Genomic DNA, 19,773 nt, shown 5'->3' with positions numbered 1-19,773 from the left:
TTCCTCCTGAGGGTTTAGGAACTGTATGGGTTCAACTGCCAGCGGCCACCTTCGATGAGAGAGGTACGAAAAGAAGAAGGGGCGAGAGTTTCGCTCACCCCTTTTCGTATTTGTAGTGGCGAGAAAGTGGCGAAGTGCATCGCGCAAACCCTCGTGGTTACGGGATTGCCACATTCTTGTAGGTCATCCGTTCAGGGCCACCCCGCGTCCTCAGCGTCGCATATCATTGCCATGAGTTAGGTTTTTACGACATATAATTTGTCGATTAGTCAACAGTAGATTCACTTATTCGAATCCATCGTGAACTCGCAACCTGTAATGCCCGGCTTCGTCCTTGACGCGCGAGGCCGCTACGTCCCCGAATCAATGATCAAGCCCGTTGATCGTCTGCGTGACCAGACGGTCATGGCCCTGATCGACACTGCGAAAAAACATCAGGAACAACTCCTTGCATTCAAGGAGCTGGCCTTTGCTGATGTCGCCGCGTTCGTCGAAGCCAGCAGCGAGCAATACGGCGTGCGCATGCGGGCCATCAAAGGAAATATTTCGCTAGTGACCTTCGACGGGCGCTATAAGGTCGTGCGACAGATCGCCGAGCACATCCAGTTCGGCGAACAGTTGCAGGCGGCCAAGGAGCTGATCGACGCGTGCATTCACGAGTGGACCGAGGGTAGCAGCGACGAGATCAAGGCGCTGATCAACGAGGCGTTCCAGGTGGACAAGCAGGGCAACGTCAGCACGGCCCGCGTGCTTGGCCTGCGTCGCCTGTCCATCAGTCATCCGACGTGGGACACCGCCATGCGTGCGATCTCCGACAGCATCTGCGTAACAGGGACGAAGCCCTACATCCGTTTCTACGAGCGCGACGCCGCGACCGACGCATGGCGTGCGATCAGTCTTGATCTAGCCAGCCTATGACAGGTACGGCTCGGACCCGAGGCCGTCGATGGCTTCGCATTCGAGGTCGCATCCTTGAGCGTGACCCGATCTGCATGCGCTGCGCATCGGCCGATCAGGTTAGGGAATCAGTGATCGTGGACCACATCATCCCATTGGCCCAAGGCGGCACGGATGACGAATCGAACCTGCGCGGGCTGTGCACCGCCTGCCACGACGCAGTGACACGCGAGCAGTTCGGATATCGGGAGCGTAAAGCGTTCGGCGCGGACGGGTTGCCAGCGGACGGCGAGTGGTCGTAATGGATGGCGGGGGGTAGGTCGATTTCTGGCAGCGCGCGGGGCGGACACCGACCGTTCCCCTTCGCGACCATAAACGTGGACAAAAAAAGTAAAAAATGGCTCAACGGGGAAGGAAATCCGCGGCATCGCTGGCAATCGCGCCAACGGTGCCGATCGCGCTCGAGCAGCGTCTCGCACCGCCCGTTCACCTTAGTGACGCGGAGCGCGCAGCGTGGCTGGAGCTCGTCAACGACCAGCCAGGCGCATTCAGCGCGACTCACGCTCCATTGCTGGAAATGTACTGTCGGCACGTCGTCAATGCCCGCACGCTCGCCGATGAGCTGCTCAACTTTGAGCGCGCATGGCTTGCGCGTGACGATGGTCTGAAACGCTATGACCGGCTACTGGCGATGAGCGAACGTGAGAGCCGCGCAGCCTCGTCGCTCGCCACGCGTCTTCGCATCACGCGGCAGGCCGTGGAGCATCCGACGACCGCCGGGCGGGCGATTGCCAATCAGAAGAAGGCGGGCAAGCCGTGGGAGCTGCCTACGTGAGCACCCGTGGTCGGCTCGCGCGCAGCAAGCGCAACATTGAATGGATCGAGGCGCACTGCCGGGTGCCCGAAGGCCGTCTTGTCGGTCAGCCGGTGAAGCTCACTAAGGAACAACGGCGCTGGCTCAAGCGAATCTACGACACGCCTACGCGCACCTTCATCCTGTCGATGGCGCGCAAGAACGCCAAGACCGCGCTCTCCGCGTTTCTCGTGCTGCTGCACCTCGTCGGCCCCGAGGCGCGAGTCAACAGCCAGCTTTACAGTGCGGCTCAATCTCGCGATCAGGCGGCGGTGCTGTTCGAGCTGGCGGCGAAAGTCGTGCGCATGTCGCCGGAGCTCTCGCAGTATGTGACCATTCGCGACACCGCCAAGGAAATGCTATGCGCTGAGCTGGGCACGTTCTTCAAGGCGCTCTCGGCGGATGCGACGACCAAATTTGGTCTGAGCCCCGCGCTCGTCATCCACGATGAGCTGGGCCAGGTCACGGGGCCGCGCTCGCGGCTATATGAGGCGCTTGAAACCGCAACCGGTGGGCAAGAGAGCCCGCTGTCGATCGTGATTAGCACGCAAGCGCCGACCGATGCAGATCTGCTCAGTCTGCTGATCGACGACGCGCTCACAGGCGCCGATCCGCTCAACAAGGTCGAGCTGTACACCACCCCCACGGACATGGACCCGTTCAGCGATCGCGCCATTCGCCTGGCGAACCCGCACTTCGACGTGTTCATGAATCAGGCAGAGGTGCGCCGCATGGCGCGCGAGGCCAAGCGCTTGCCGAGCCGCGAGGCTACCTACCGCAACTTGATCCTCAATCAGCGCGTGGACGCGCGCAATCCGTTCGTGGCGCACGCCATTTGGATGGAGAACGGCGAGCCGCCTGCCAACATTGAAGGCGAGACGGTCTACGGCGGCCTCGATCTCTCCTGCGTGAACGATCTGACCGCGCTCGTGCTGGTGTCCGAAGCGGGTGATGTTCACCCAACCTTCTGGCTGCCGGAGGCAGGTCTTGCTGAGAAGTCGCGCGCCGATCGCGTGCCGTACGATTTATGGGCCCGAGATGGTTACTTGCAAACGACGCCGGGGCGTGCGATCGAGTATGAGTTCATTGCCCAACACCTGCGCACGGTGTTCGACCGTTGCGACGTACGGGCGCTCGCCTTCGACCGTGCGAACATGCGTCATCTGAAGCCATGGCTGGCACGCGCAGGTTTTACCGAGGAGCAGTTAAGCCGCTTTGTTGATTTTGGGCAGGGCTGGGTATCGATGTCGCCTGCCATTCGCGAACTTGAAGCACGCTTGCTTGCGTGCAAGCTGCGTCATGGGAAGCATCCGGTGCTGACGATGTGCGCGGTCAACGCGGTGACAGAAGCAGATGCTGCGGGCAACCGCAAATTCACGAAGCAGAAGGCCACGGGGCGCATTGACGGGATGGTAGCGCTGGCAATGGCCGTGGGCGCAACGCAACTTAATGCGGAGGAAATGGAGAAAGAACCGCAGATGTTCTTTATCTAGGCATTGTAATTGCATTAAATGCGTGCTATACCGCATCGATGCACAATTACTATCGATCAACCCCGGTTTTGACGCAATTCGTTGCGAAGAACACGCCCACACCGTCGAATAAAGCGTTCTCCCGACTTCAGGTCAAGCGCCTCGACGAGGATTCCCGCACCCTTACCGGTATCGCCAGCACGCCCACTCCTGATCGCGTGGGCGATGTTGTCGTGCCGGATGGCATCCAGTTCAAGACGCCGTTTCCGCTGCTGTGGCAGCACGACCCGCGTCGGCCGATCGGCACCGTGACGAAATTGACTGTGACGAAAGCGGGGGTCGAAGTCGAGGCAAGCATCGCCCCCGCGGGGACTGCGGCCTACATCGACGAGGCCTACAGCTTAATCAAGGCGGGGCTCGTGCCGGGACTGTCGATCGGCTTTCGCCCCATCGACGCGGAGTTCGACCGCTCAACCGGGGGCTTTCTCATCAAAGCGTGCGAGCTCTTCGAAATCAGTGCCGTCACCATCCCGGCGAGCGCCGACGCCGCCATTCAATCCATCAAATCGCATGACAGCGCGCGCGCGGCTATGCCCGTCGTGCGCTTGAGCGCATCTCTTCCCAAGGAAACCGATATGACCATCGCAGAACAGCTCAAGGCGCTGAACAAACAGCGCACCGCTCACCTCGCCCGACGCAAGGCGCTCATGGACGACGCAGCGGCCGACAATGCGCGCACGCTCAATGACGACGAGTCGGCCGAATACGACCAGCTCGGGCTTGAACTGAAGTCGCTGGACGCTCACGAGGTGCGGCTAAAGGAGCAGCAAGCCCTTGAAGCGAAGTCGGCCGTGCCGGTCTCGGGCGGCCCCGCCTCGCACGCCCCTATCTTGCTTAAGCCAAATGTGGCCAAGGGCACGGCTTTTACACGCTACGCCATCGCGCTGATGCGCTCCAAGGGTAACGTCATGCAGGCGGTCGAGATCGCCAAGGAGTGGAAGGACTCGACGCCTGAGGTCGAGTTGGTGCTCAAGGCGGCGGTGCAGGCGGGGACCACCACCGATCCGGCGTGGGCCAAGCCCTTGGTGGAGTATCAGAGCATGGCGAGCGAATTCATCGACTTGCTGCGCCCGGCCACGATCATCGGGCGCATCGAGCACTTCCGGCGCGTGCCGTTTAACATCAAGGTGCCCGGTCAGGTCACGGGCTCCTCGGTCAACTGGGTCGGAGAAGGCAAGCCCACGCCTGTCTCCTCCTTGGCCTTTAACACCACCTCGCTCGGCCACTCGAAGGTCGCGGGTCTGGTGGTCATGACCGAGGATCTGGTGCGCTTCTCAAGCCCTAGCGCCGAGGCGCTGGTTCAGCAAGACCTGATCGCAACGGTGGGCGGCTTTCTTGACGGCCAGTTCATCGATCCGAAGAAGGCCGAAGGGGAGTACGGCGTCTCGCCCGCGTCCATCACGCATGACCTGAACCCGATCAAGGCATCAGGCGTCGATGCGGCGGCCGTGCGCGCGGACGTGAAGGCCGCATTCGACGCCTTCATCGCGGCCAATCTATCGGTCGCCAAGGCGGTCTGGGTCATGTCCGAGAGCACGGCGCTGGCGCTCTCGATGATGCACAACGCGCTGGCGCAACCGGAGTTCCCGGGCCTCACGATGGCGGGCGGCACCTTCTTCGGGCTTCCTGCGCTGCTCTCGCAAACCGCCGGCGACATGATGATTCTCGCCAATGCGTCGGAAATCCTGCTGGCTGACGATGGTGATGTGACGCTCGACGCGAGCCGCGAGGCGTCGGTCGAGATGGAAAGCGGGCCTAAGGGCGGTGCCACGCAGCTCGTCTCGCTCTGGCAGAACGGCTTCGTTGCGATGAAGGCCGCGCGTTTCATCAACTGGAAGCGCCGCCGCACGCAGGCTGTCCAGTACATCACGGGCGTGAAGTACGGCGCGCCCAAGGCTTAAGCGGAATCATTGATGCGCCTGTTTCCGTGGCATAACAAGTCGGCTCCTCGCGCCTCGGTCGTCCCGGCCCGGTCAGTGCACAGCGCGCAAGCTGTCCCGGTCGGCGCAAACAGCTTTATTGGCATGATCCGCGAGGCGTTTGCGGGCGCGTGGCAATCGGGCGAAACGCTCGACTGTCGAGAGAATCTGCTGGCCTTCTCGGCCGTCTACGCGTGCGTGGATCGCATCGCCTCGGACATCGCCAAGCTTGGCGTGCGCTACGTGAGGCGCGAAGGCGCGATCTGGCAGGATTACCGTGCGCCACGTTTCACGACGCCACTGCGCCGCCCGAATCCGTATCAGAACCGCATCCAGTTCATCAAGGCGTGGCAGACCTCGAAGCTGCTCTTTGGCAACACCTACGTGCTGCTGGCGAGAGACGTGACGCGCAATGTGGTCGCCATGTACGTGCTCGATCCGACGCGCGTGCGGCCACTGGTGGCCACTAGCGGCGCGGTGTTTTACCAGCTCGGCACGGATGCACTCAGAGGCTTGCCCGAGCAGATCACGGTTCCTGCCTGCGACATCATCCACGATCGCGGCATTTGCCCATGGGATCCGCTTATCGGCGTCTCGCCGATCGTGGCGGCCGCTGCCGCCGGCACGATGGGCAACCGCATCCAGTTCAACAGCCGCAAGTTCTTCGGCAACCTGTCGCGCCCCGGCGGCATCCTCTCGACCGACGGCAAGATCAGCGATGAGACCGCCAACCGCCTCAAAACGCAGTGGGAGACGAACTACAGCGGCGAGAACGCGGGACGCGTGGCCGTCGTCGGGGACGGCCTGAAATACGCCACCGTCATGATGAGCGCCATTGACGCGCAGCTCATCGAGCAACTCAAATGGGCGGTGGAGGATGTGGCGCGCTGCTATCACGTGCCGCTCTACAAGATCGGTGCGGACCCGACCGGCTCAAAGACAGCGGCCAACATCGGCGCGCTTGAGCAGTCCTACTACACCGACTGTCTGCAAGCGCCGATCGAGGAGCTCGAGCTTTGCCTGGACGAGGGGCTTGACGTGCCAGACGGTCAGGGCTTCGAGGTCGATGTGCGAGATCTGTTGCGCATGGACCCGGTGGCGCGCTACGACGCGCATTCCAAGGCGGTCGGCGGCGGTTGGATGGCGCCGAACGAAGCACGTGCGGCCGAGAACCTGCCGCCGGTCGCGGGTGGCGACACGCCCTACCTCCAGCAGCAGAACTTCGCGCTCTCGGCGCTCGCCGCGCGTGACAAGCAGCCCGCGCCGAGCAACACGGCCGCGCGCAGCGAACCGAACAAGGAGCCGACCGATGGCAACGAGCCTGAGTAAGCCGCTGGTGTCGCTGGGGCGTGCCTGTGCGCATCTGCGCGTCTCGCCCGGTGAGGATGACGCAGCCATCAACGACCTCATCAGCGCGGCAAGCGACATCGTGATCGACTATCTGAAGAAGCCCGCGCCTGAGGAGTGGAAAGTCGAGAGCGATTTGACGCCGAGCACAGTGCCGGGTCCGGTTCGCTCGGCTGTGCTGCTCGTGCTCGGGCATCTCTATGCCGATCGTGAAGGCGGTGGAAGTCCAATCAGCCCGGCCGTCGAGTCGTTGCTCATGCGCTTTCGTGATCCGGCGGTGGCGTGATGCTGCGAGCTGGCTCACTTAACCGGACGGTGCGCATCGAACGGCGTGCAAAGGCGAAGCCGGGCGATATGGACATTCGCTGGGAGGAAGTGGTGACGGTGCCCGCGAACATCCGCATGCTCAACGGCAAAGAGGTGATGGCGGCAAACGCGAACATCTCGATGGGCACGGCGAGCATCCGCATTCGATATCGCACAGATGTGAAGGCGGGCATGCGCGTCGTCCATGGTGACGCGGCGTTCCACGTGACCGCCGTGCTGCCCGATTATGTGAGACGTGAGCACGTCGATCTCACTTGCCAGACGGATGATATTCACTAGCCATCAGACTGATATCGCGCAAGGGTACCCGGGATCGAGGACCCCTTGTCAACGAGAACGGGACTGTCCTCGCCCGTTGTCCCTACGGGGTAGCCAAATGAAAAAACATCGTGACCTGACGCAGCATGACCGCCACGCGGTGGACGATCTCATCAATCGTTGGGTGGAATGGTGCCGAACGCGCCGCATCTTCGTGCCGCCGGTGAAGTCGAACGTGCTCGCTCGGCTTCGGCCGTCACGGCGCACGCGCACCGATGAACCCGACGCGTTCCTTGACGCCGAAATGCCTTACCTGAACATGGCGATTCACGCGCTTTGCGAACGACCCGATTTCGCGGGTGACGCGGAGTGCTTCCTCGGCGTGTACTGGTATCGCGCCAACATCAAAGTGATCGCGCATCAGCTTCAGTGCTCGCGTGGCACGGTTTATAACCGCGCACGAGCCTTCGCGAGGCGCGCTCAGTCCCATAGCGCCACGATCCGCCGGATACATGAGCACTTCACGTCGGCGGACAACAACGAAACTTTCGTAGTGAGCAATTCTGAGGGGTCACACGCTTCTTGAGAAATCAGTGCTCGTTGTCATGCGTATCGACCCAATCGCGTCCCCATAAAATCCCAGCCATTTCCGCTTCCACACACGAGTCGCGCAATACGACTTGGACAAATCGAAAACGCCGTTTCGGTGACTGAGGAGTGACCGGTGCAGCCTCTAAATAAACGCTTGCACTGTAGGGTTTGCCAGTGTCTGAACAAGCCGCTTTCACCGTCCATTGTCGATAGGTTTCTTGCCGCATTATGGTTTGCCTCGTCTCCCGCATGCCGAACAACATTTGTCGAGTCGGCAGCCGAGCTTGGAAGGAATGCAGTCTTCAGTATCGCTCAGGACACGAGCCCTCACCACTGCCTTTATCGAGGGGGTAACTAACGGGGTATCAGCGGTATCCTTGCCAATGAGAACCTTGCCCAATAAGCGACAGCGGGGACATTTCGCATTTCCAAGAAGAACAGTAAGTCGACGCTTGCGGCGGGCATCATGATGACCGCGATGCTGGTCAATCAGCGCCAGTCGGCGGAATTCGCCATTCTCGCGCCCACCATTGAAGTCGCGAACAACAGCTTCGCGCCATCGCGTGACATGGTCAAGCACGAACCCGAGCTCGAGCCGATCTTTCAGGTTCAGGTGCACGTGAAGACAATCACGCACCGCATAACGGGCGCGACGCTCAAGGTTGTGGCGGCTGATGCCAATACGGTATCGGGCAAGAAGTCGGTCGGCACGCTTGTTGACGAGCTATGGCTGTTCGGGAAGATGGCGAACGCAGAGGACATGCTGCGCGAGGCCATCGGCGGTCTCGCGGCTCGCCCTGAAGGCTTCGTTATCTACCTGACCACGCAGTCGAACGAGCCGCCCGCAGGTGTGTTCGCCAAGAAGTTGCAGTATGCGCGCGACGTTCGCGACGGCAAGATTATCGACAAGCAGTTCGTGCCGGTCATTTATGAGCATCCACCGGAAATGGTGCGCTCGAAGGAACACCTAAAGGTCGAAAACTTGGCGATGGTCAATCCGAACTTCGGATTCTCTGTTGATCAGGCGTTTTTAGAGCGCGAGTTCCGCAAGGCGCGCGAAGAGGGCGAAGAGTCATTCCGGGGGTTCCTCGCGAAGCACGCCAACGTAGAGATCGGCCTTGCATTGCGCTCAGATCGCTGGGCGGGCGCGGAATTCTGGGAGGCGGCGGCACTTGCATCGGGTCTTACGCTTGAGGCGCTGATGGCTCGTTCAGAGGTAATCGACGTGGGAATCGATGGCGGTGGTCTGGACGATTTGCTCGGTCTCGCGGTAGTGGGTCGCGAGAAAGACACGCGTAACTGGCTTGCCTGGACGCACGCATGGGCGCATCCGTCTGTGCTCGATCGTCGAAAGGAGATTGCGCCGCGATTGCGCGATTTCGAAGATGATGGCGACTTAACGATGGTGGCGCAGATTGGCGATGACGTGCGCGATGTCGCGGAGATCGTTTCGACGATCTTTCAGGCGGGTCTGCTCGATAAGGTGGGAGCAGACCCGGCGGGCATCGGCAGCGTGCTCGATGCGTTGGCCGAAGTGGGCATACCAGAAGACAAGGTAGTTGGAATCTCGCAAGGCTGGAAGCTCTCAGGCGCGATCAAGACGGCCGAGCGTCGTCTCGCGACTGCGGGCAGCGGTCACAGCGCCGACGATGAAGGCGCGCCCGATGGTGTGCTGATTCACGGTGGTCAGCCGCTGATGGCGTGGTGCGTTGGGAACGCACGCGTGGTCCCGGTTGGCAATGCGGTGAACATCACGAAACAGGCCAGTGGGACGGGCAAAATCGATCCGTTGATGGCGCTATTTAACGCCGTGACGTTGATGGCGCTCAATCCCGCCGCGGCGCGTCGCTCGGTGTATGAAACGCGTGGATTGTTGTTTATCTGAGGAACGCATTGGGATTGCTCAACATCTTTCGGCGCGGCGATGCATCGGCGCGCTTGCCGCACGCACTGGGTCTGGTCGAACATCGTGAGGCGACTGCGCACGTTGAACCTACGCTGTCCCGCGCCCATGCCTCGGTGGGACTGAGCGCGGCAGGCGTGACGTTCGACGGGCTCAACGATCCTCGTCTGCTGGACTATATCCGCGAGGGTCAGTCGGGTGGCGGCATGTGGGGCAGATCGTGCAGCTTGCGCAATATGGCGGTGCTGCGATGCGTGACACTGATTTCCGAGGCGATCGGAACGCTGCCTTTGAATCTGATTGGCAGCGATGATCGCAAACAGGTGCAGCGAGACCACCCGGCGCACCGGCTCTTGAAGTACAAGCCCAACGATTGGCAAACGCCATACGAGTTCAAAAGCCTGCTTCAGCTGCATACGCTGTTGGACGGTCAGGGCTTTGCGCGCGTTATATGGTCGCGTGATCGGCCGGTGCGGCTCGTGCCGATGCCACGAGGCTCGACCAAGCCTCGTCAGACAGATACGTGGGAGATGGAATATGACTGCACGAGCGCCTCGGGCAAGAGCATTACCTTGGGCGCGCGCGACGTATTCCATTTGCGTGACTTGTCGCTTGACGGGGTCAATGGGCTGTCTCGGGTGACGCTTGCGAGCGAGGTCTTGGAGCTGGCCTCGGCCGCGCAGCGCGCCGCATCGCGCACATTCCGCACAGGTGTCATGGCAGGAGGGGCGCTTAAGTTCAAGGAGGGTCTGTCCGAGCAGACCTATGCTCGCATGCGCGAGCAGCTCGATGCGTTCGGTGGCCCGGAAAGCGCGGGCCGATGGCTGATTGCCGAGGAAGGTGCGGAGCCGGTGAAGTTCGCTAACACGGCGTCCGACGCGCAGCAGGTCGAGAACCGTAATCACCAGATCGAAGAGGTAGCGCGCATGTATGGCGTGCCGCGGCCGCTGTTGATGATGGATGACACGAGCTGGGGCAGCGGGATCGAGCAATTGGCCATCTTCTTTGTGCAATACGCGCTGTCGCACTGGTTCACGGCGTGGGAGCAGGCCGCTGCGCGCGTGTTATTGCCTGAGGAGGCACTTGACGAAATGCAGTTCAAATTCAATGAGGGTGCGCTGCTGCGCGGCACGCTCAACGACCAGGCGAATTTTTTTGCCAAGGCGCTTGGCGCGGGCGGCCACGCGCCGTGGATGTCGCAGAACGAAGTGCGCGATCTGTCGAACCTGCCGAAGTCTCGCGATGCGCAGGCCGATCTGTTGCGTAATCCCATGACACAGAAACGTAAAGGAAGGGGCGATGAGTCTACTCAGCCTGCCTGAGATTCGAGCGGATGGACGGCTTGCTGCCGCCCAGTTCGAACTGCGTCCGGATGCGCTGGAGCGCTGGGAGCCTGAGATTCGCGCGGCGACGGGCGACGATGCGGCAACGATTTCGATCTACGATGCGATTGGTGAGAACTGGGAAGGTAGCGGCGCGACGGCCAAGCGAATCAGTAGCGCGCTTCGTAATATCGGGGCGCGCGATGTGACGGTCAATATCAATTCGCCGGGCGGTGACTTCTTCGAGGGCGTAGCGATCTATAACCTGCTGCGCGAGCACAAGGCGAAGGTGGTCGTCAACGTGATGGGGTTGGCCGCGTCCGCGGCGTCAGTGATTGCGATGGCGGGCGACGAAATTCGCATGGGTGATGGTGCGTTTCTCATGATCCACAACGCGTGGGGGGTGGCGGTGGGCAATCGTCACGACATGATCAATGCCGCCGCTGTGCTTGAGCCATTTGATGGGGCGATGGCAAAACTTTACGCGCAGCGCACGGGCATGACCGAATCCGAGGCTGCGGCGTTGATGGACAAGGAGACATGGATTGGTGCGAGCCAGGCGCTCGCCGATGGCTTTGCCACGGGCAGACTCGAGCAGGCGCAGCAATCTAGGAGCACGCAGATGAGCGCGAGCCGAAAGGCGCTTGCGCTCATCGAAGCATCCATGGCGCGCGCGGGATATACGCGTGCGCAACGCCGCGAGGCGATCAAGGCTTTATACGACGGCCGCGACGGCAAGCCGGGCGCTGCCGGTTATCCCGCCACGCCAGGCGCTGGCGATGCCGTTGCAGCTTCGCTGCGCAATCTTCTTAACACTATCGAAGGCTAATATGAATACGTCTAGCTTCATTGCTGCGCTCGCCGCGGCGTTGAGTCCGCGCGCCGTTTTCGTGCCGCGCGGCCTAATGTTTGTGCGCGCTGACAGCGCAATGCCCGAGGTCAAGGCGTTGGTCGAGACGCTGCAAAAGGCATTTCACGACTTCAAGGCCGAGCATACGAAGCAGCTTGAGATCGTGAAAGCGGGTTTGCCCGCAAGCGACATCGCAGCCAAGGTGACGAAGATCGACGCCCACGTCGAGGAGCTACAGAAGGCCATCGACGATGCGAACATCAAGATTGCGGCCACACAGATGAATGCGGGCGGCAAGCAGCTTCGCGACGCGCAATACACGGAAGCGTTTAATGCGCATGTGAAGCGTGGCGACGTGAATGCGGCGCTCAATAAAGGCGCCGATGAGCAGGGTGGCTATTTGACGCCAGTCGAGTGGGACCGCACGATTACGGACAAGCTGGTGCTGATCTCACCGATGCGGCAGATATGTCGTGTGCAATCGGTCTCGAAGGCGGGTTTCTCGAAGCTGTTCAACATGGGGGGCACCGCAAGCGGCTGGGTGGGCGAAACGGAGGAGCGCAAGCAGACCGGCACCGCGCAATTCAAGCCATTGACGTTTGGTTCGGGCGAGATCTATGCCAACCCGGCGGCCACCCAACAAATTCTTGACGACAGCGAGATCGACCTCCAAACCTGGCTCGCTGATGAAGTGCAGACCGAATTTGCCAAGCAAGAGGGTCAAGCGTTCGTCAACGGCGACGGCGCGAACAAACCCTGCGGCATTCTGCGATACGTAAAGGGCGGTGTGGCTGAAAAAAAACACCCATTCGGCGAGATCGGTATCGTAAGCTCGGGCACAGCGGGCGCAATCTCGTCAGACGCAATCATCGATCTTATCTACGATCTGCCATCGGCCTTCACCGGCAACGCGCGCTTTGCAATGAATCGCAACACGCAGCGCGCGGTGCGTAAGCTCAAAGATGGGCAGGGCAATTATTTGTGGCAACCGTCGTTCGTCGTTGGTCAGCCCCCGACCCTGGCAGGTTATCCGGTGACGGAAATGCCCGACATGCCGGACGTTGCGGTCGCTGCGACGCCGATCCTGTTTGGCGATTTCAAGCAGTCGTACCTCATCATCGATCGCATCAGCACTCGCTTATTGCGCGATCCCTACACGACCAAGCCGTATGTGATGTTTTACACGACTAAGCGTGTTGGCGGCGGCTTGCTCAATCCCGAACCGATGCGTGCGCTCAAGATCGACGGTGCAGCCTCGAAGAAGAGCGAGGTCTAATTCATCGTGGCGCTTGTGGATTTGCAGGTGGCGCTCGACTACCTGCGGGTCGATCCAGGCGTGGAAGATGGCGTGATTGAGGTGCTCGTGGAAGGGGCGATTCAGTATGTGGCGGATTACCTGAACCGGCAGGTGTTCGCCACAGAAGCCGAGCTTAAGGAGGCGCTTGCCAAGAACGAGGCGGGCACTCAGCCGATGGTCATCAATCCAGCGGTTCGCATGGCCATACTCAAAGTGGCCGCCGATCTTTATTCGAACCGCGAAAACAGTGCGCAAGGCTCGCTTTCCGAGGTGCCGCTGAGTGTTCGCAAGCTGTTGGCGGCTCATCGTCGCCGGCCGGGGCTGTAGTGAGCATCGGCAGCTTCAATCGGCGCGTGCGCATCGAGCAGCAAGACACGCAAAGTCCGCATGCCGATGGCATCCAATGGGTGCTCGTGGACACCGTATGGGCTGACGTGTTCATGGATAGTGGCCGGACGGTGATCGCCTCCGATGCACTCATCAGCGAGGTCCGGGCGAGTGTGCGCATTCGCTATCGACGGGACATTCGTGCAGGCATGCGCGTGGTGGTGGATGGGCAAGGGATGCGGGTGGAGGCGGTGCGGCCCGATTTGCGTCGGCGCCGACACGTCATCCTCATTTGCGTGAGTGATGAGCGCTGAAGACATTGTTCGCGATGCTTTGGCTAACCTGGCGCACGGCCACGTGTTTGCTGACGTCGCCAAGCAAGGCGTGCCTCCGCCCTGGATCGTGTATCAGGTGGCGGGCGGCGAAATTTCCTTGGACCTGAGCGGCACGCCATTCGACGAATTTCTCACGCGCATGCAGATCGCGGTATGGCATACAACGCCGGAGGGTCGCTCCTCGCTGATGCAACAAGTCATGCGCGCGGTGACTCGCCCTGAGGTAGGGGCTGTGCCGCTAGGCGCGCCGACGAACATATTCGAGCATGGCACGCGGCTATTCGGTAGCCGCGTTGAAGTGAGCGTTTGGAGTGAGTGGTAGCGAGCTGTGCAAACCTCTTGGCTACCTCAAGTCGAGGTTGTATGTTTTATGAAGGAGCAGTTGAGATGACCGAAATGAGAACGTTACAGGCGGACGTAGAAAAACAGGAAAGCACGAGCGCTGTAAAAGCGCAGGACACTCGTCTGTATTACGCGACGAAGGCCAGCAGCGATCCCAAGACAGCAGTTGGCGGCGAGGTGGCGGATGCGGACTGGAAACAGGTCACCAATCTGAGCGACATAACAGGCTTCAATGGTTCGGCGAACATGGCCGATGTCACGCGTCTGGACAGCACGGGCAAGGAGAAGCGCCCAGGCTTGCAGGACTGGGGACAGGTGACGATCTCCCTGTACATCAATTTGAAGGAAGAGTCTCACATGGCGCTGCTCACCGCCAAGCAGAAAGGCACCTTGCTCCAATTCAAGCTCACGCTCTCGGATGGGAGTACGATCGAGTTCAAGGCGTATGTCAAGGACTTCCCGATTTCTGCCAAGATCGATCAATATGTAACGGGCTCGATCAATCTCGAGATTACCGGTGACATTACTGTGAAGCCGAGCACGAGTAGCGACGATAAGGCGAAGCCAACGACGTAATCCAAGCCCGATGCTGTGGACCGGTCCCTAAATTTAAAATGCAGGATGCAAAGGTGATGAACAAGGAACAGTTTCTAGCGGCGTTTGCACCGCTTGTTGTGGAAGAGCCGGTGCAGGCGCTCGATGGCGAAACGGTGCGCTTTCGAGAGCTCTCAGGGGCGGCGCGCGATGCACTCTACGACAGCGCGAAGAATGGCGGGGGCAATAGTGGTTTCGAAGCAGCCCTGATTGCGGCGACGGTCGTGAACGAGAACGACGAGCCGGTGTTCAGCCAGGATGATGTGGCGGTCATGCGCGCCGGTCGTGCGCCGTTGCTCGAGGAACTCGCGCAGATTGCGATGCGCCTGAATGCGCTGGGTCAGCGCGCGCAGGAGCAAGCCTTAAAAAACTAAGGGCCGACCCGCAGAAACTGATGTGGATGCGCATCGCCATGAAGCTGGGCATGTCGGTGCGGCGCGCCAAGCTCGAAGTGTCTAGCGCCGAGTTCGCGGACTGGGTAGCGTTGTTCGAGCACGAGCCGTGGGGCGAGCACATCGAAGATTTGCGGGTAGGCACGCTGATGAGCCTCTTATACAACATGCATCGCGGCAAGGATGCGCCCGCGCTGCGTGCGGCGGATTTCACGCCATGGTCCGGTTGGTGCAACCTGGCTCGTTCAGCATCCGAGCGTGATGGCGAGTGCAATCGAAGTGCCGACGAAATCGCGATCTGTGCCTTCGGCATCGATCTCGAGGAGATCAAGCGCTCTGGGGCGAAACAGGTGATTGTGCGTAAGGGCGAGGTCATTGGGCGATGAGCCGAGACTATCGTATCGAGAATCTCGAATCGTTGACGGGGATGTTGCGCTCGCTTGACGAGGCGGTGAGCGAAAGCACGCTTCGCCAGGCGGCGGTCGCCGGCGCTCGCGTCATTCATGACGAGATCAAACGGCGTGCGCCCGTGGGTGACCGAGAGGGGATGCGTCGAGCTCAGCCGCATGCCCCCGGTTTCCTGCGGGACCATATGCTGATTGCCTATGATAGGGAAGAGTCGGTGCCGGGCAAGTATGCCTCCTACCTCATCACCTGGAGCAAGGATGCCTTTTACGGGCGCTTTGTCGAACTGGGCAAGCGCAACGCGGTAAAGCTCACGGAGCGCACGCTTGCGCGCGCGATTCGAGAGATCGAGTTCGGCAGTTCGCGCACGCCTGCGCAACCCTTTATTCGCCCTGCCTTCGATGCCAAGAAGTCTGAAGCAGCTCGGAAAATAGCTGAAGTGGTCGAGCGGAAGCTAAGGGAGGCCGGCTGTGACAAATGAAGTGGTCACGCGTGTCAGTGTCGATGCGAGTGGTTTCGAAGCGGGCATGGAGCGCACCAAGCGAGCCGCGAACGGGTTCGTGGAGCATCAGCAAGCGAGCGCGAGCAAGTATGAGGCGTCTCAGCAGCAAATGGCGGCAAGCAGCGCCATCACGGCCCGCGCGCTTGAGGAAGCGGCGAGGTCCGGCAGTGCCGCGACGGCACGGCAGGTAAGCGCTGCGGTGAAAGGGTTTGAGAAGGTTGCTGACACGGCGGGCAAGACGCGCTTTGATCTGATGCGCTTGAGAGCGGCAAATCTCGGCATTGCCGAGTCCGCGGAGCCGTTGATTGCGAAGGCGGAAGCTGCCTCGCGTGCCATGCATCATCTCGGAGCGGGGTCGGTGGCCGCCCGGCGCGAATTGTTTGTGTTGGGTCACGAGGCGATGCAAGGCAGCTGGAAAAACTTCATGGGCTCGCTCATGGTGCTGGCCGAGCGCATCGATGTGTTGCCGATGTTGTGTGGGCCGGCGGGCGTAGCGCTCGGCGCGCTGGGCGCAAGCGGCTATGCTGCCTATCACGCGATTCATTCGTTGACCGAGCAGCAGGAAAAGCTTGATCGCGCAATGCTGCTCACGGGCAACTATGCAGCGCTCACGCAGGGCAAGTTGCAGGCGTATTCCGACATTATCTCTCGTCGCGTGGGCGTCTCGGTCAGCGAGGCGCGCGATGCGCTGATGGCGCTGGCCAGTTCGGGGCATGTGGCCGGAGCGGATATGCAGCACGCGGGTGAGAGCGTTGCGGCCTACGCAAAAGTTTCGGGCCAGGCGGTCGAGGAGGTCGCCCGCCAGTTTCTGCAATCGTACGGTCATGCAGCGGACGCTGCGCGCAAGTGGCGCGAGGACCATCACGATCTTGGACAAGCGCAGATCGACCATATTCGCATCCTTGAGTTGTCGGGTGACAAGGCAGGAGCTTGGGCGGCGTTCGTGCAGGCGGCAAGCGCGAGGGCACGCCAGGCAGTGGCGTCCGACAACCGCGAGATGGCGCAAAGCTATGAAACGCTCGGCCAGAAGTGGGACCGTTTCTGGCGAGCCATGACGGGCAAAGGCGACGCTTTGCAAAAGGCGCAGGACGAGCTGGCAGCGGCGCGCTCGGCGCTGCTCGATCCCGAGTTAAATCCCGGCGGGATGAACACGGAGGCGTTCGACAAGAAGATCAAAGCGCTTGAGCAGTTGCAGCAGACATTGCTTAACGCGAGTGAAAAAAACGATCCGCATCAAAAGAGCGTTGAGACGTTCAAGGCGATGATGGATCATCATGCCGAGTACATGAAATCGGCGCGCTCGCGGCAGGAGCAGCTTGCCGACGCGAACAAGGAGACCAACGCGTATTTCGATACGCTGAAAAGAGCGGGCCAGGCAGCGGGCAAGACTCGCGAAGAGCTCAAGGCGCTCGATGCAGAGCGCCAAAAAATGCTTGCGCATAATGAAGACCGTTACCGGCCGCACGACCGAAAACTGCATGCGTCTCAAGTCGATGCCGCGGCACAGTATCTGGAGCGTATCCGAGAGCAGGGCGCTGTGCTCGATGCGCAATCGCATACAACGGACAAACTCACGAACGCGCAGAAGGAACTCGCGCAGTTCAACGAGAGGGTGGCTGCTGCCAAGCAGCATGTTGCGAGCGCTGACGATAGGAGCCTGCTTCATTCGGAGAAGCAAATCCGGTTTGCGCTTGAGCACAACGTGGCGCTGGAGAAGGCAAACACGCTGCGGGAGGCACAGGCGAAGCTCGCGCAGCGCGCAGATCGGACGCACGCGAATTTGATTGAATATCAGCAGGGCCAAAAGGAGCGCTATGCACGCGTGCTCGATGAGCGCGCGGGCGGCGGCCAGGTCGATCCTTTGCGTCGGCAAGCGCGGGCGGATATGACCGAGATTGTGCGCCATTATCAGCATGCGCTCGATGCGCTCAAGCAGACGACACCCGCCGAGTTGCTCGGCAGTGACGCGTATCGCAAAGCAGTTGAGCAAATCAAGGCAAATCTTGATCTTTCCACCGCGATGCACACCGAACACTTTGCGACGCTCAAGCGCCTGCGTGACGATTGGGCGGCGGGCTTAGGCAATGGCGTCGCTGATTTTTATAAAGACACGCTCGACAGGGCTGAGACCGCGAGACAGGCGATGGTCAATGTCATGAGCCGGATGGAAGACGCGGTGGCGAAGTTCGTGACGACGGGCAAGCTCGGTGTGAGAGAGTTTGTCGCCAGCGCGCTCGCCGATCTCTCGAAGCTTGCATTGCACCAGGCAATGGGGGGCGTGATTGCAAGTCTCATGGATCGCTCACCGACCACGGGGGTGATTGCGCAGCTTCTGAAGCTGCTGCCCCATCACGCGCAGGGCGGATCCATTTCCGGGCCAGGCACGGGCACGAGCGACAGCATTCCTGCGATGTTGTCCAACGGCGAGTACGTGGTGAACGCCGCTTCGGCTCGCCAGCATCATGCGCTGCTTGACGCGATCAATTCGAACCACGCTACGCATTTCGCTTCCAGCGGCGTCGTGGGCGCAACGGCTGCAGCGGCCCCACGATCAGCGGGCGCGCAAGTTCATCTGGAGGTCCACCATCACGCAGGTGCGGGCTTGGGCGAACAGGACGCACGTGAGTTGCAGGAGATGGTGCGCGCATTTGTGGATCAGAGAATCGCCCGCAAGATGGGCGGGCAGGGCGGAGTCGGTTATTTGATGTCGCAGGGGTTGCTTGCGTGAGCATATCAGCTACGCATCGCACCTTTACCTGGTCACCTTCTGTTGATGCGGAGGGAACCACGCACTTTCGAGTGCGTGCGGTGCAGTTTGGCGACGGCTATAGCCAGGTCGTGGCGGACGGCGCGCGCAACGTTACCGAGTCGTGGCCGTTACGGTTTGTTGGTGATGGGCAAGAAATCGGCGCAATCCGCGCGTTTCTTGATGCCACGCGCGGTACCGAAGCCTTTTACTGGACACCGCCATTACGCACGCGCGGTCTGTTCCGACTCGACGCTCAGCAGGGCGTGCAAACGCGCGCGCTCGGCGGCGATCTTTACGCATTGAGTGTGACATTCAAGGAGGTCTTTGACGCATGAGTGAAGTGATCAATGCGGCACGTGCGGATGTGCAGCGACTGGAGCCGGGTGCGCTGATCAATTTATTCGAGCTCGATCTGACAAGCCGAGGCGGTGAAGTTCTGCGGTTTCACGCGCATCAGAACGGCGGCGTGATCAAATGGCAAGGACAGGAGTACCACGCATTTCCCGTGCAGATTATGGGCTTCGGACGAACGGGGGACGCCGCACAACCCACGCCTACGCTGAGCGTCGCCAATCTCGACGGCGCGATTTCCAGACTATGTGAGCGATTTGCCGATCTTGTGGGCGCGCCGGTGCGACGGCGCAGAACGCTTGCGCAGTATCTTGACGATAGCGCGCAAGCCGACCCGCATGCCGAGATGCCCGTCGAGGTGTGGCTAATTGAGCAAAAGACGCTTGAAACGGCGGCGGTGGTCGAATTCTCTTTGAGTTCACCCTTGGATCTGTCGGGGCGCAAACTGCCTGCACGCCAGATTATCAGTGCGGTGTGTCAATGGGAGTACCGCGGTGCTGAATGCGGTTATCGCGGAACGGATTACTTCACGCGCAACAACATTAAGACGGACAATCCGGAAGAGGATAGGTGCGGTGGGCGATTGTCGTGCTGCCGAAAGCGCTTCAAGGACGTGCCGCTGCCTTTTGGTGGCTTTCCGGCGGCAGGCGCGGATGGCACGCTCACGCGCGGCGGATAAG

Annotated in this window: 23 protein-coding genes; all 23 read left to right on the top strand. The window is 60.7% G+C overall.

Annotation, left to right across the window (positions count from 1 at the left end):
* Window positions 1-300: 300 nt before the first annotated feature.
* The 23 genes from P9292_RS10885 (at window position 301) to P9292_RS10775 (ending at window position 19,772) form a co-directional block, all read left to right on the top strand.
* On the top strand, window positions 301-918 hold the full coding sequence (locus P9292_RS10885; RefSeq protein ID WP_309958839.1) for a DUF3164 family protein: 618 nt from the start codon (window positions 301-303) through the stop codon (window positions 916-918).
* Complete coding sequence (locus P9292_RS10880) at window positions 915-1,199, top strand: HNH endonuclease signature motif containing protein (RefSeq protein ID WP_309958838.1); 285 nt, start codon at window positions 915-917, stop codon at window positions 1,197-1,199. The genes P9292_RS10885 and P9292_RS10880 overlap by 4 nt, the downstream gene beginning before the upstream one ends.
* Window positions 1,200-1,294: 95 nt before the next feature.
* Entirely contained in the window at window positions 1,295-1,732 is a 438-nt protein-coding gene (locus tag P9292_RS10875) for a hypothetical protein (protein ID WP_309958837.1), read from the top strand.
* The gene (locus P9292_RS10870; protein ID WP_309854541.1) at window positions 1,729-3,243 is read left to right on the top strand and encodes a terminase TerL endonuclease subunit; all 1,515 of its coding nucleotides are present in this window, start codon (window positions 1,729-1,731) and stop codon (window positions 3,241-3,243) included. The genes P9292_RS10875 and P9292_RS10870 overlap by 4 nt, the downstream gene beginning before the upstream one ends.
* A 68-nt stretch (window positions 3,244-3,311) precedes the next feature.
* A complete protein-coding gene (locus tag P9292_RS10865; protein ID WP_309958836.1) occupies window positions 3,312-5,183 on the top strand; it encodes a phage major capsid protein in 1,872 nt (623 codons plus the stop codon).
* A gap of 75 nt (window positions 5,184-5,258) precedes the next feature.
* On the top strand, window positions 5,259-6,530 hold the full coding sequence (locus tag P9292_RS10860; protein ID WP_309958835.1) for a phage portal protein: 1,272 nt from the start codon (window positions 5,259-5,261) through the stop codon (window positions 6,528-6,530).
* Window positions 6,511-6,834, top strand: coding sequence for a head-tail connector protein (locus P9292_RS10855; protein WP_309958834.1), 324 nt, complete (start codon window positions 6,511-6,513; stop codon window positions 6,832-6,834). The genes P9292_RS10860 and P9292_RS10855 overlap by 20 nt, the downstream gene beginning before the upstream one ends.
* The gene (locus P9292_RS10850) at window positions 6,834-7,154 is read left to right on the top strand and encodes a phage head closure protein (RefSeq protein WP_309958833.1); all 321 of its coding nucleotides are present in this window, start codon (window positions 6,834-6,836) and stop codon (window positions 7,152-7,154) included. Before P9292_RS10855 ends, P9292_RS10850 begins: the two co-directional genes overlap by 1 nt.
* A gap of 97 nt (window positions 7,155-7,251) precedes the next feature.
* Window positions 7,252-7,719, top strand: a complete 468-nt coding sequence (locus P9292_RS10845) for a hypothetical protein (RefSeq protein WP_309851536.1) — start codon at window positions 7,252-7,254, stop codon at window positions 7,717-7,719.
* A gap of 429 nt (window positions 7,720-8,148) precedes the next feature.
* Window positions 8,149-9,609 (top strand): terminase TerL endonuclease subunit, encoded by a 1,461-nt coding sequence (locus tag P9292_RS10840; RefSeq protein WP_309963968.1) that lies wholly within the window; start codon window positions 8,149-8,151, stop codon window positions 9,607-9,609.
* Window positions 9,610-9,764: 155 nt separating this feature from the next.
* Window positions 9,765-10,949: a phage portal protein gene (locus P9292_RS10835; protein ID WP_309958832.1), complete on the top strand. Its 1,185-nt coding sequence runs from the start codon at window positions 9,765-9,767 to the stop codon at window positions 10,947-10,949.
* Complete coding sequence (locus P9292_RS10830; RefSeq protein WP_309958831.1) at window positions 10,927-11,778, top strand: head maturation protease, ClpP-related; 852 nt, start codon at window positions 10,927-10,929, stop codon at window positions 11,776-11,778. Before P9292_RS10835 ends, P9292_RS10830 begins: the two co-directional genes overlap by 23 nt.
* A gap of 1 nt (window position 11,779) precedes the next feature.
* Complete coding sequence (locus P9292_RS10825; protein ID WP_309958830.1) at window positions 11,780-13,075, top strand: phage major capsid protein; 1,296 nt, start codon at window positions 11,780-11,782, stop codon at window positions 13,073-13,075.
* Between the two features lie 27 nt (window positions 13,076-13,102).
* Window positions 13,103-13,423 (top strand): head-tail connector protein, encoded by a 321-nt coding sequence (locus P9292_RS10820; RefSeq protein WP_309958829.1) that lies wholly within the window; start codon window positions 13,103-13,105, stop codon window positions 13,421-13,423.
* On the top strand, window positions 13,423-13,737 hold the full coding sequence (locus tag P9292_RS10815) for a phage head closure protein (RefSeq protein WP_309958828.1): 315 nt from the start codon (window positions 13,423-13,425) through the stop codon (window positions 13,735-13,737). Before P9292_RS10820 ends, P9292_RS10815 begins: the two co-directional genes overlap by 1 nt.
* Complete coding sequence (locus tag P9292_RS10810) at window positions 13,727-14,080, top strand: DUF3168 domain-containing protein (protein ID WP_309958827.1); 354 nt, start codon at window positions 13,727-13,729, stop codon at window positions 14,078-14,080. The genes P9292_RS10815 and P9292_RS10810 overlap by 11 nt, the downstream gene beginning before the upstream one ends.
* Before the next feature lie 65 nt (window positions 14,081-14,145).
* Window positions 14,146-14,676 carry a phage tail tube protein gene (locus P9292_RS10805; RefSeq protein ID WP_309958826.1) on the top strand — a complete coding sequence of 177 codons (531 nt, stop codon included), beginning with the start codon at window positions 14,146-14,148 and terminating at the stop codon, window positions 14,674-14,676.
* A gap of 56 nt (window positions 14,677-14,732) precedes the next feature.
* A complete protein-coding gene (locus P9292_RS10800; protein ID WP_309958825.1) occupies window positions 14,733-15,068 on the top strand; it encodes a hypothetical protein in 336 nt (111 codons plus the stop codon).
* 26 nt (window positions 15,069-15,094) lie between these two features.
* Window positions 15,095-15,472, top strand: coding sequence for a hypothetical protein (locus tag P9292_RS10795; RefSeq protein ID WP_309958824.1), 378 nt, complete (start codon window positions 15,095-15,097; stop codon window positions 15,470-15,472).
* Window positions 15,469-15,972, top strand: coding sequence for an HK97-gp10 family putative phage morphogenesis protein (locus P9292_RS10790; RefSeq protein ID WP_309958823.1), 504 nt, complete (start codon window positions 15,469-15,471; stop codon window positions 15,970-15,972). Before P9292_RS10795 ends, P9292_RS10790 begins: the two co-directional genes overlap by 4 nt.
* Window positions 15,962-18,721, top strand: a complete 2,760-nt coding sequence (locus P9292_RS10785) for a phage tail length tape measure family protein (protein WP_309958822.1) — start codon at window positions 15,962-15,964, stop codon at window positions 18,719-18,721. Before P9292_RS10790 ends, P9292_RS10785 begins: the two co-directional genes overlap by 11 nt.
* Window positions 18,718-19,077, top strand: coding sequence for a phage tail protein (locus P9292_RS10780; protein WP_309958821.1), 360 nt, complete (start codon window positions 18,718-18,720; stop codon window positions 19,075-19,077). The genes P9292_RS10785 and P9292_RS10780 overlap by 4 nt, the downstream gene beginning before the upstream one ends.
* Window positions 19,074-19,772 (top strand): phage minor tail protein L, encoded by a 699-nt coding sequence (locus tag P9292_RS10775; protein WP_309958820.1) that lies wholly within the window; start codon window positions 19,074-19,076, stop codon window positions 19,770-19,772. Before P9292_RS10780 ends, P9292_RS10775 begins: the two co-directional genes overlap by 4 nt.
* Window position 19,773: the final 1 nt, after the last annotated feature.

The organism is Caballeronia sp. LZ001, from assembly GCF_031450875.1.
Taxonomy (GTDB): Bacteria; Pseudomonadota; Gammaproteobacteria; order Burkholderiales; family Burkholderiaceae; genus Caballeronia.
This window is presented reverse-complemented; position numbering and strand designations above follow the sequence as displayed.

What these genes read in the sequence shown, in the direction of transcription:
- P9292_RS10880 (WP_309958838.1), top strand. Translation starts at nt 915, where the DNA reads ATGACAGGTACGGCTCGGACCCGAGGCCGTCGATGGCTTCGCATTCGA.
- P9292_RS10875 (WP_309958837.1), top strand. Translation starts at nt 1,295, where the DNA reads ATGGCTCAACGGGGAAGGAAATCCGCGGCATCGCTGGCAATCGCGCCA.
- P9292_RS10855 (WP_309958834.1), top strand. Translation starts at nt 6,511, where the DNA reads ATGGCAACGAGCCTGAGTAAGCCGCTGGTGTCGCTGGGGCGTGCCTGT.
- P9292_RS10850 (WP_309958833.1), top strand. Translation starts at nt 6,834, where the DNA reads ATGCTGCGAGCTGGCTCACTTAACCGGACGGTGCGCATCGAACGGCGT.
- P9292_RS10845 (WP_309851536.1), top strand. Translation starts at nt 7,252, where the DNA reads ATGAAAAAACATCGTGACCTGACGCAGCATGACCGCCACGCGGTGGAC.
- P9292_RS10830 (WP_309958831.1), top strand. Translation starts at nt 10,927, where the DNA reads ATGAGTCTACTCAGCCTGCCTGAGATTCGAGCGGATGGACGGCTTGCT.
- P9292_RS10825 (WP_309958830.1), top strand. Translation starts at nt 11,780, where the DNA reads ATGAATACGTCTAGCTTCATTGCTGCGCTCGCCGCGGCGTTGAGTCCG.
- P9292_RS10810 (WP_309958827.1), top strand. Translation starts at nt 13,727, where the DNA reads ATGAGCGCTGAAGACATTGTTCGCGATGCTTTGGCTAACCTGGCGCAC.
- P9292_RS10805 (WP_309958826.1), top strand. Translation starts at nt 14,146, where the DNA reads ATGACCGAAATGAGAACGTTACAGGCGGACGTAGAAAAACAGGAAAGC.
- P9292_RS10800 (WP_309958825.1), top strand. Translation starts at nt 14,733, where the DNA reads ATGAACAAGGAACAGTTTCTAGCGGCGTTTGCACCGCTTGTTGTGGAA.
- P9292_RS10795 (WP_309958824.1), top strand. Translation starts at nt 15,095, where the DNA reads ATGCGCATCGCCATGAAGCTGGGCATGTCGGTGCGGCGCGCCAAGCTC.
- P9292_RS10790 (WP_309958823.1), top strand. Translation starts at nt 15,469, where the DNA reads ATGAGCCGAGACTATCGTATCGAGAATCTCGAATCGTTGACGGGGATG.
- P9292_RS10775 (WP_309958820.1), top strand. Translation starts at nt 19,074, where the DNA reads ATGAGTGAAGTGATCAATGCGGCACGTGCGGATGTGCAGCGACTGGAG.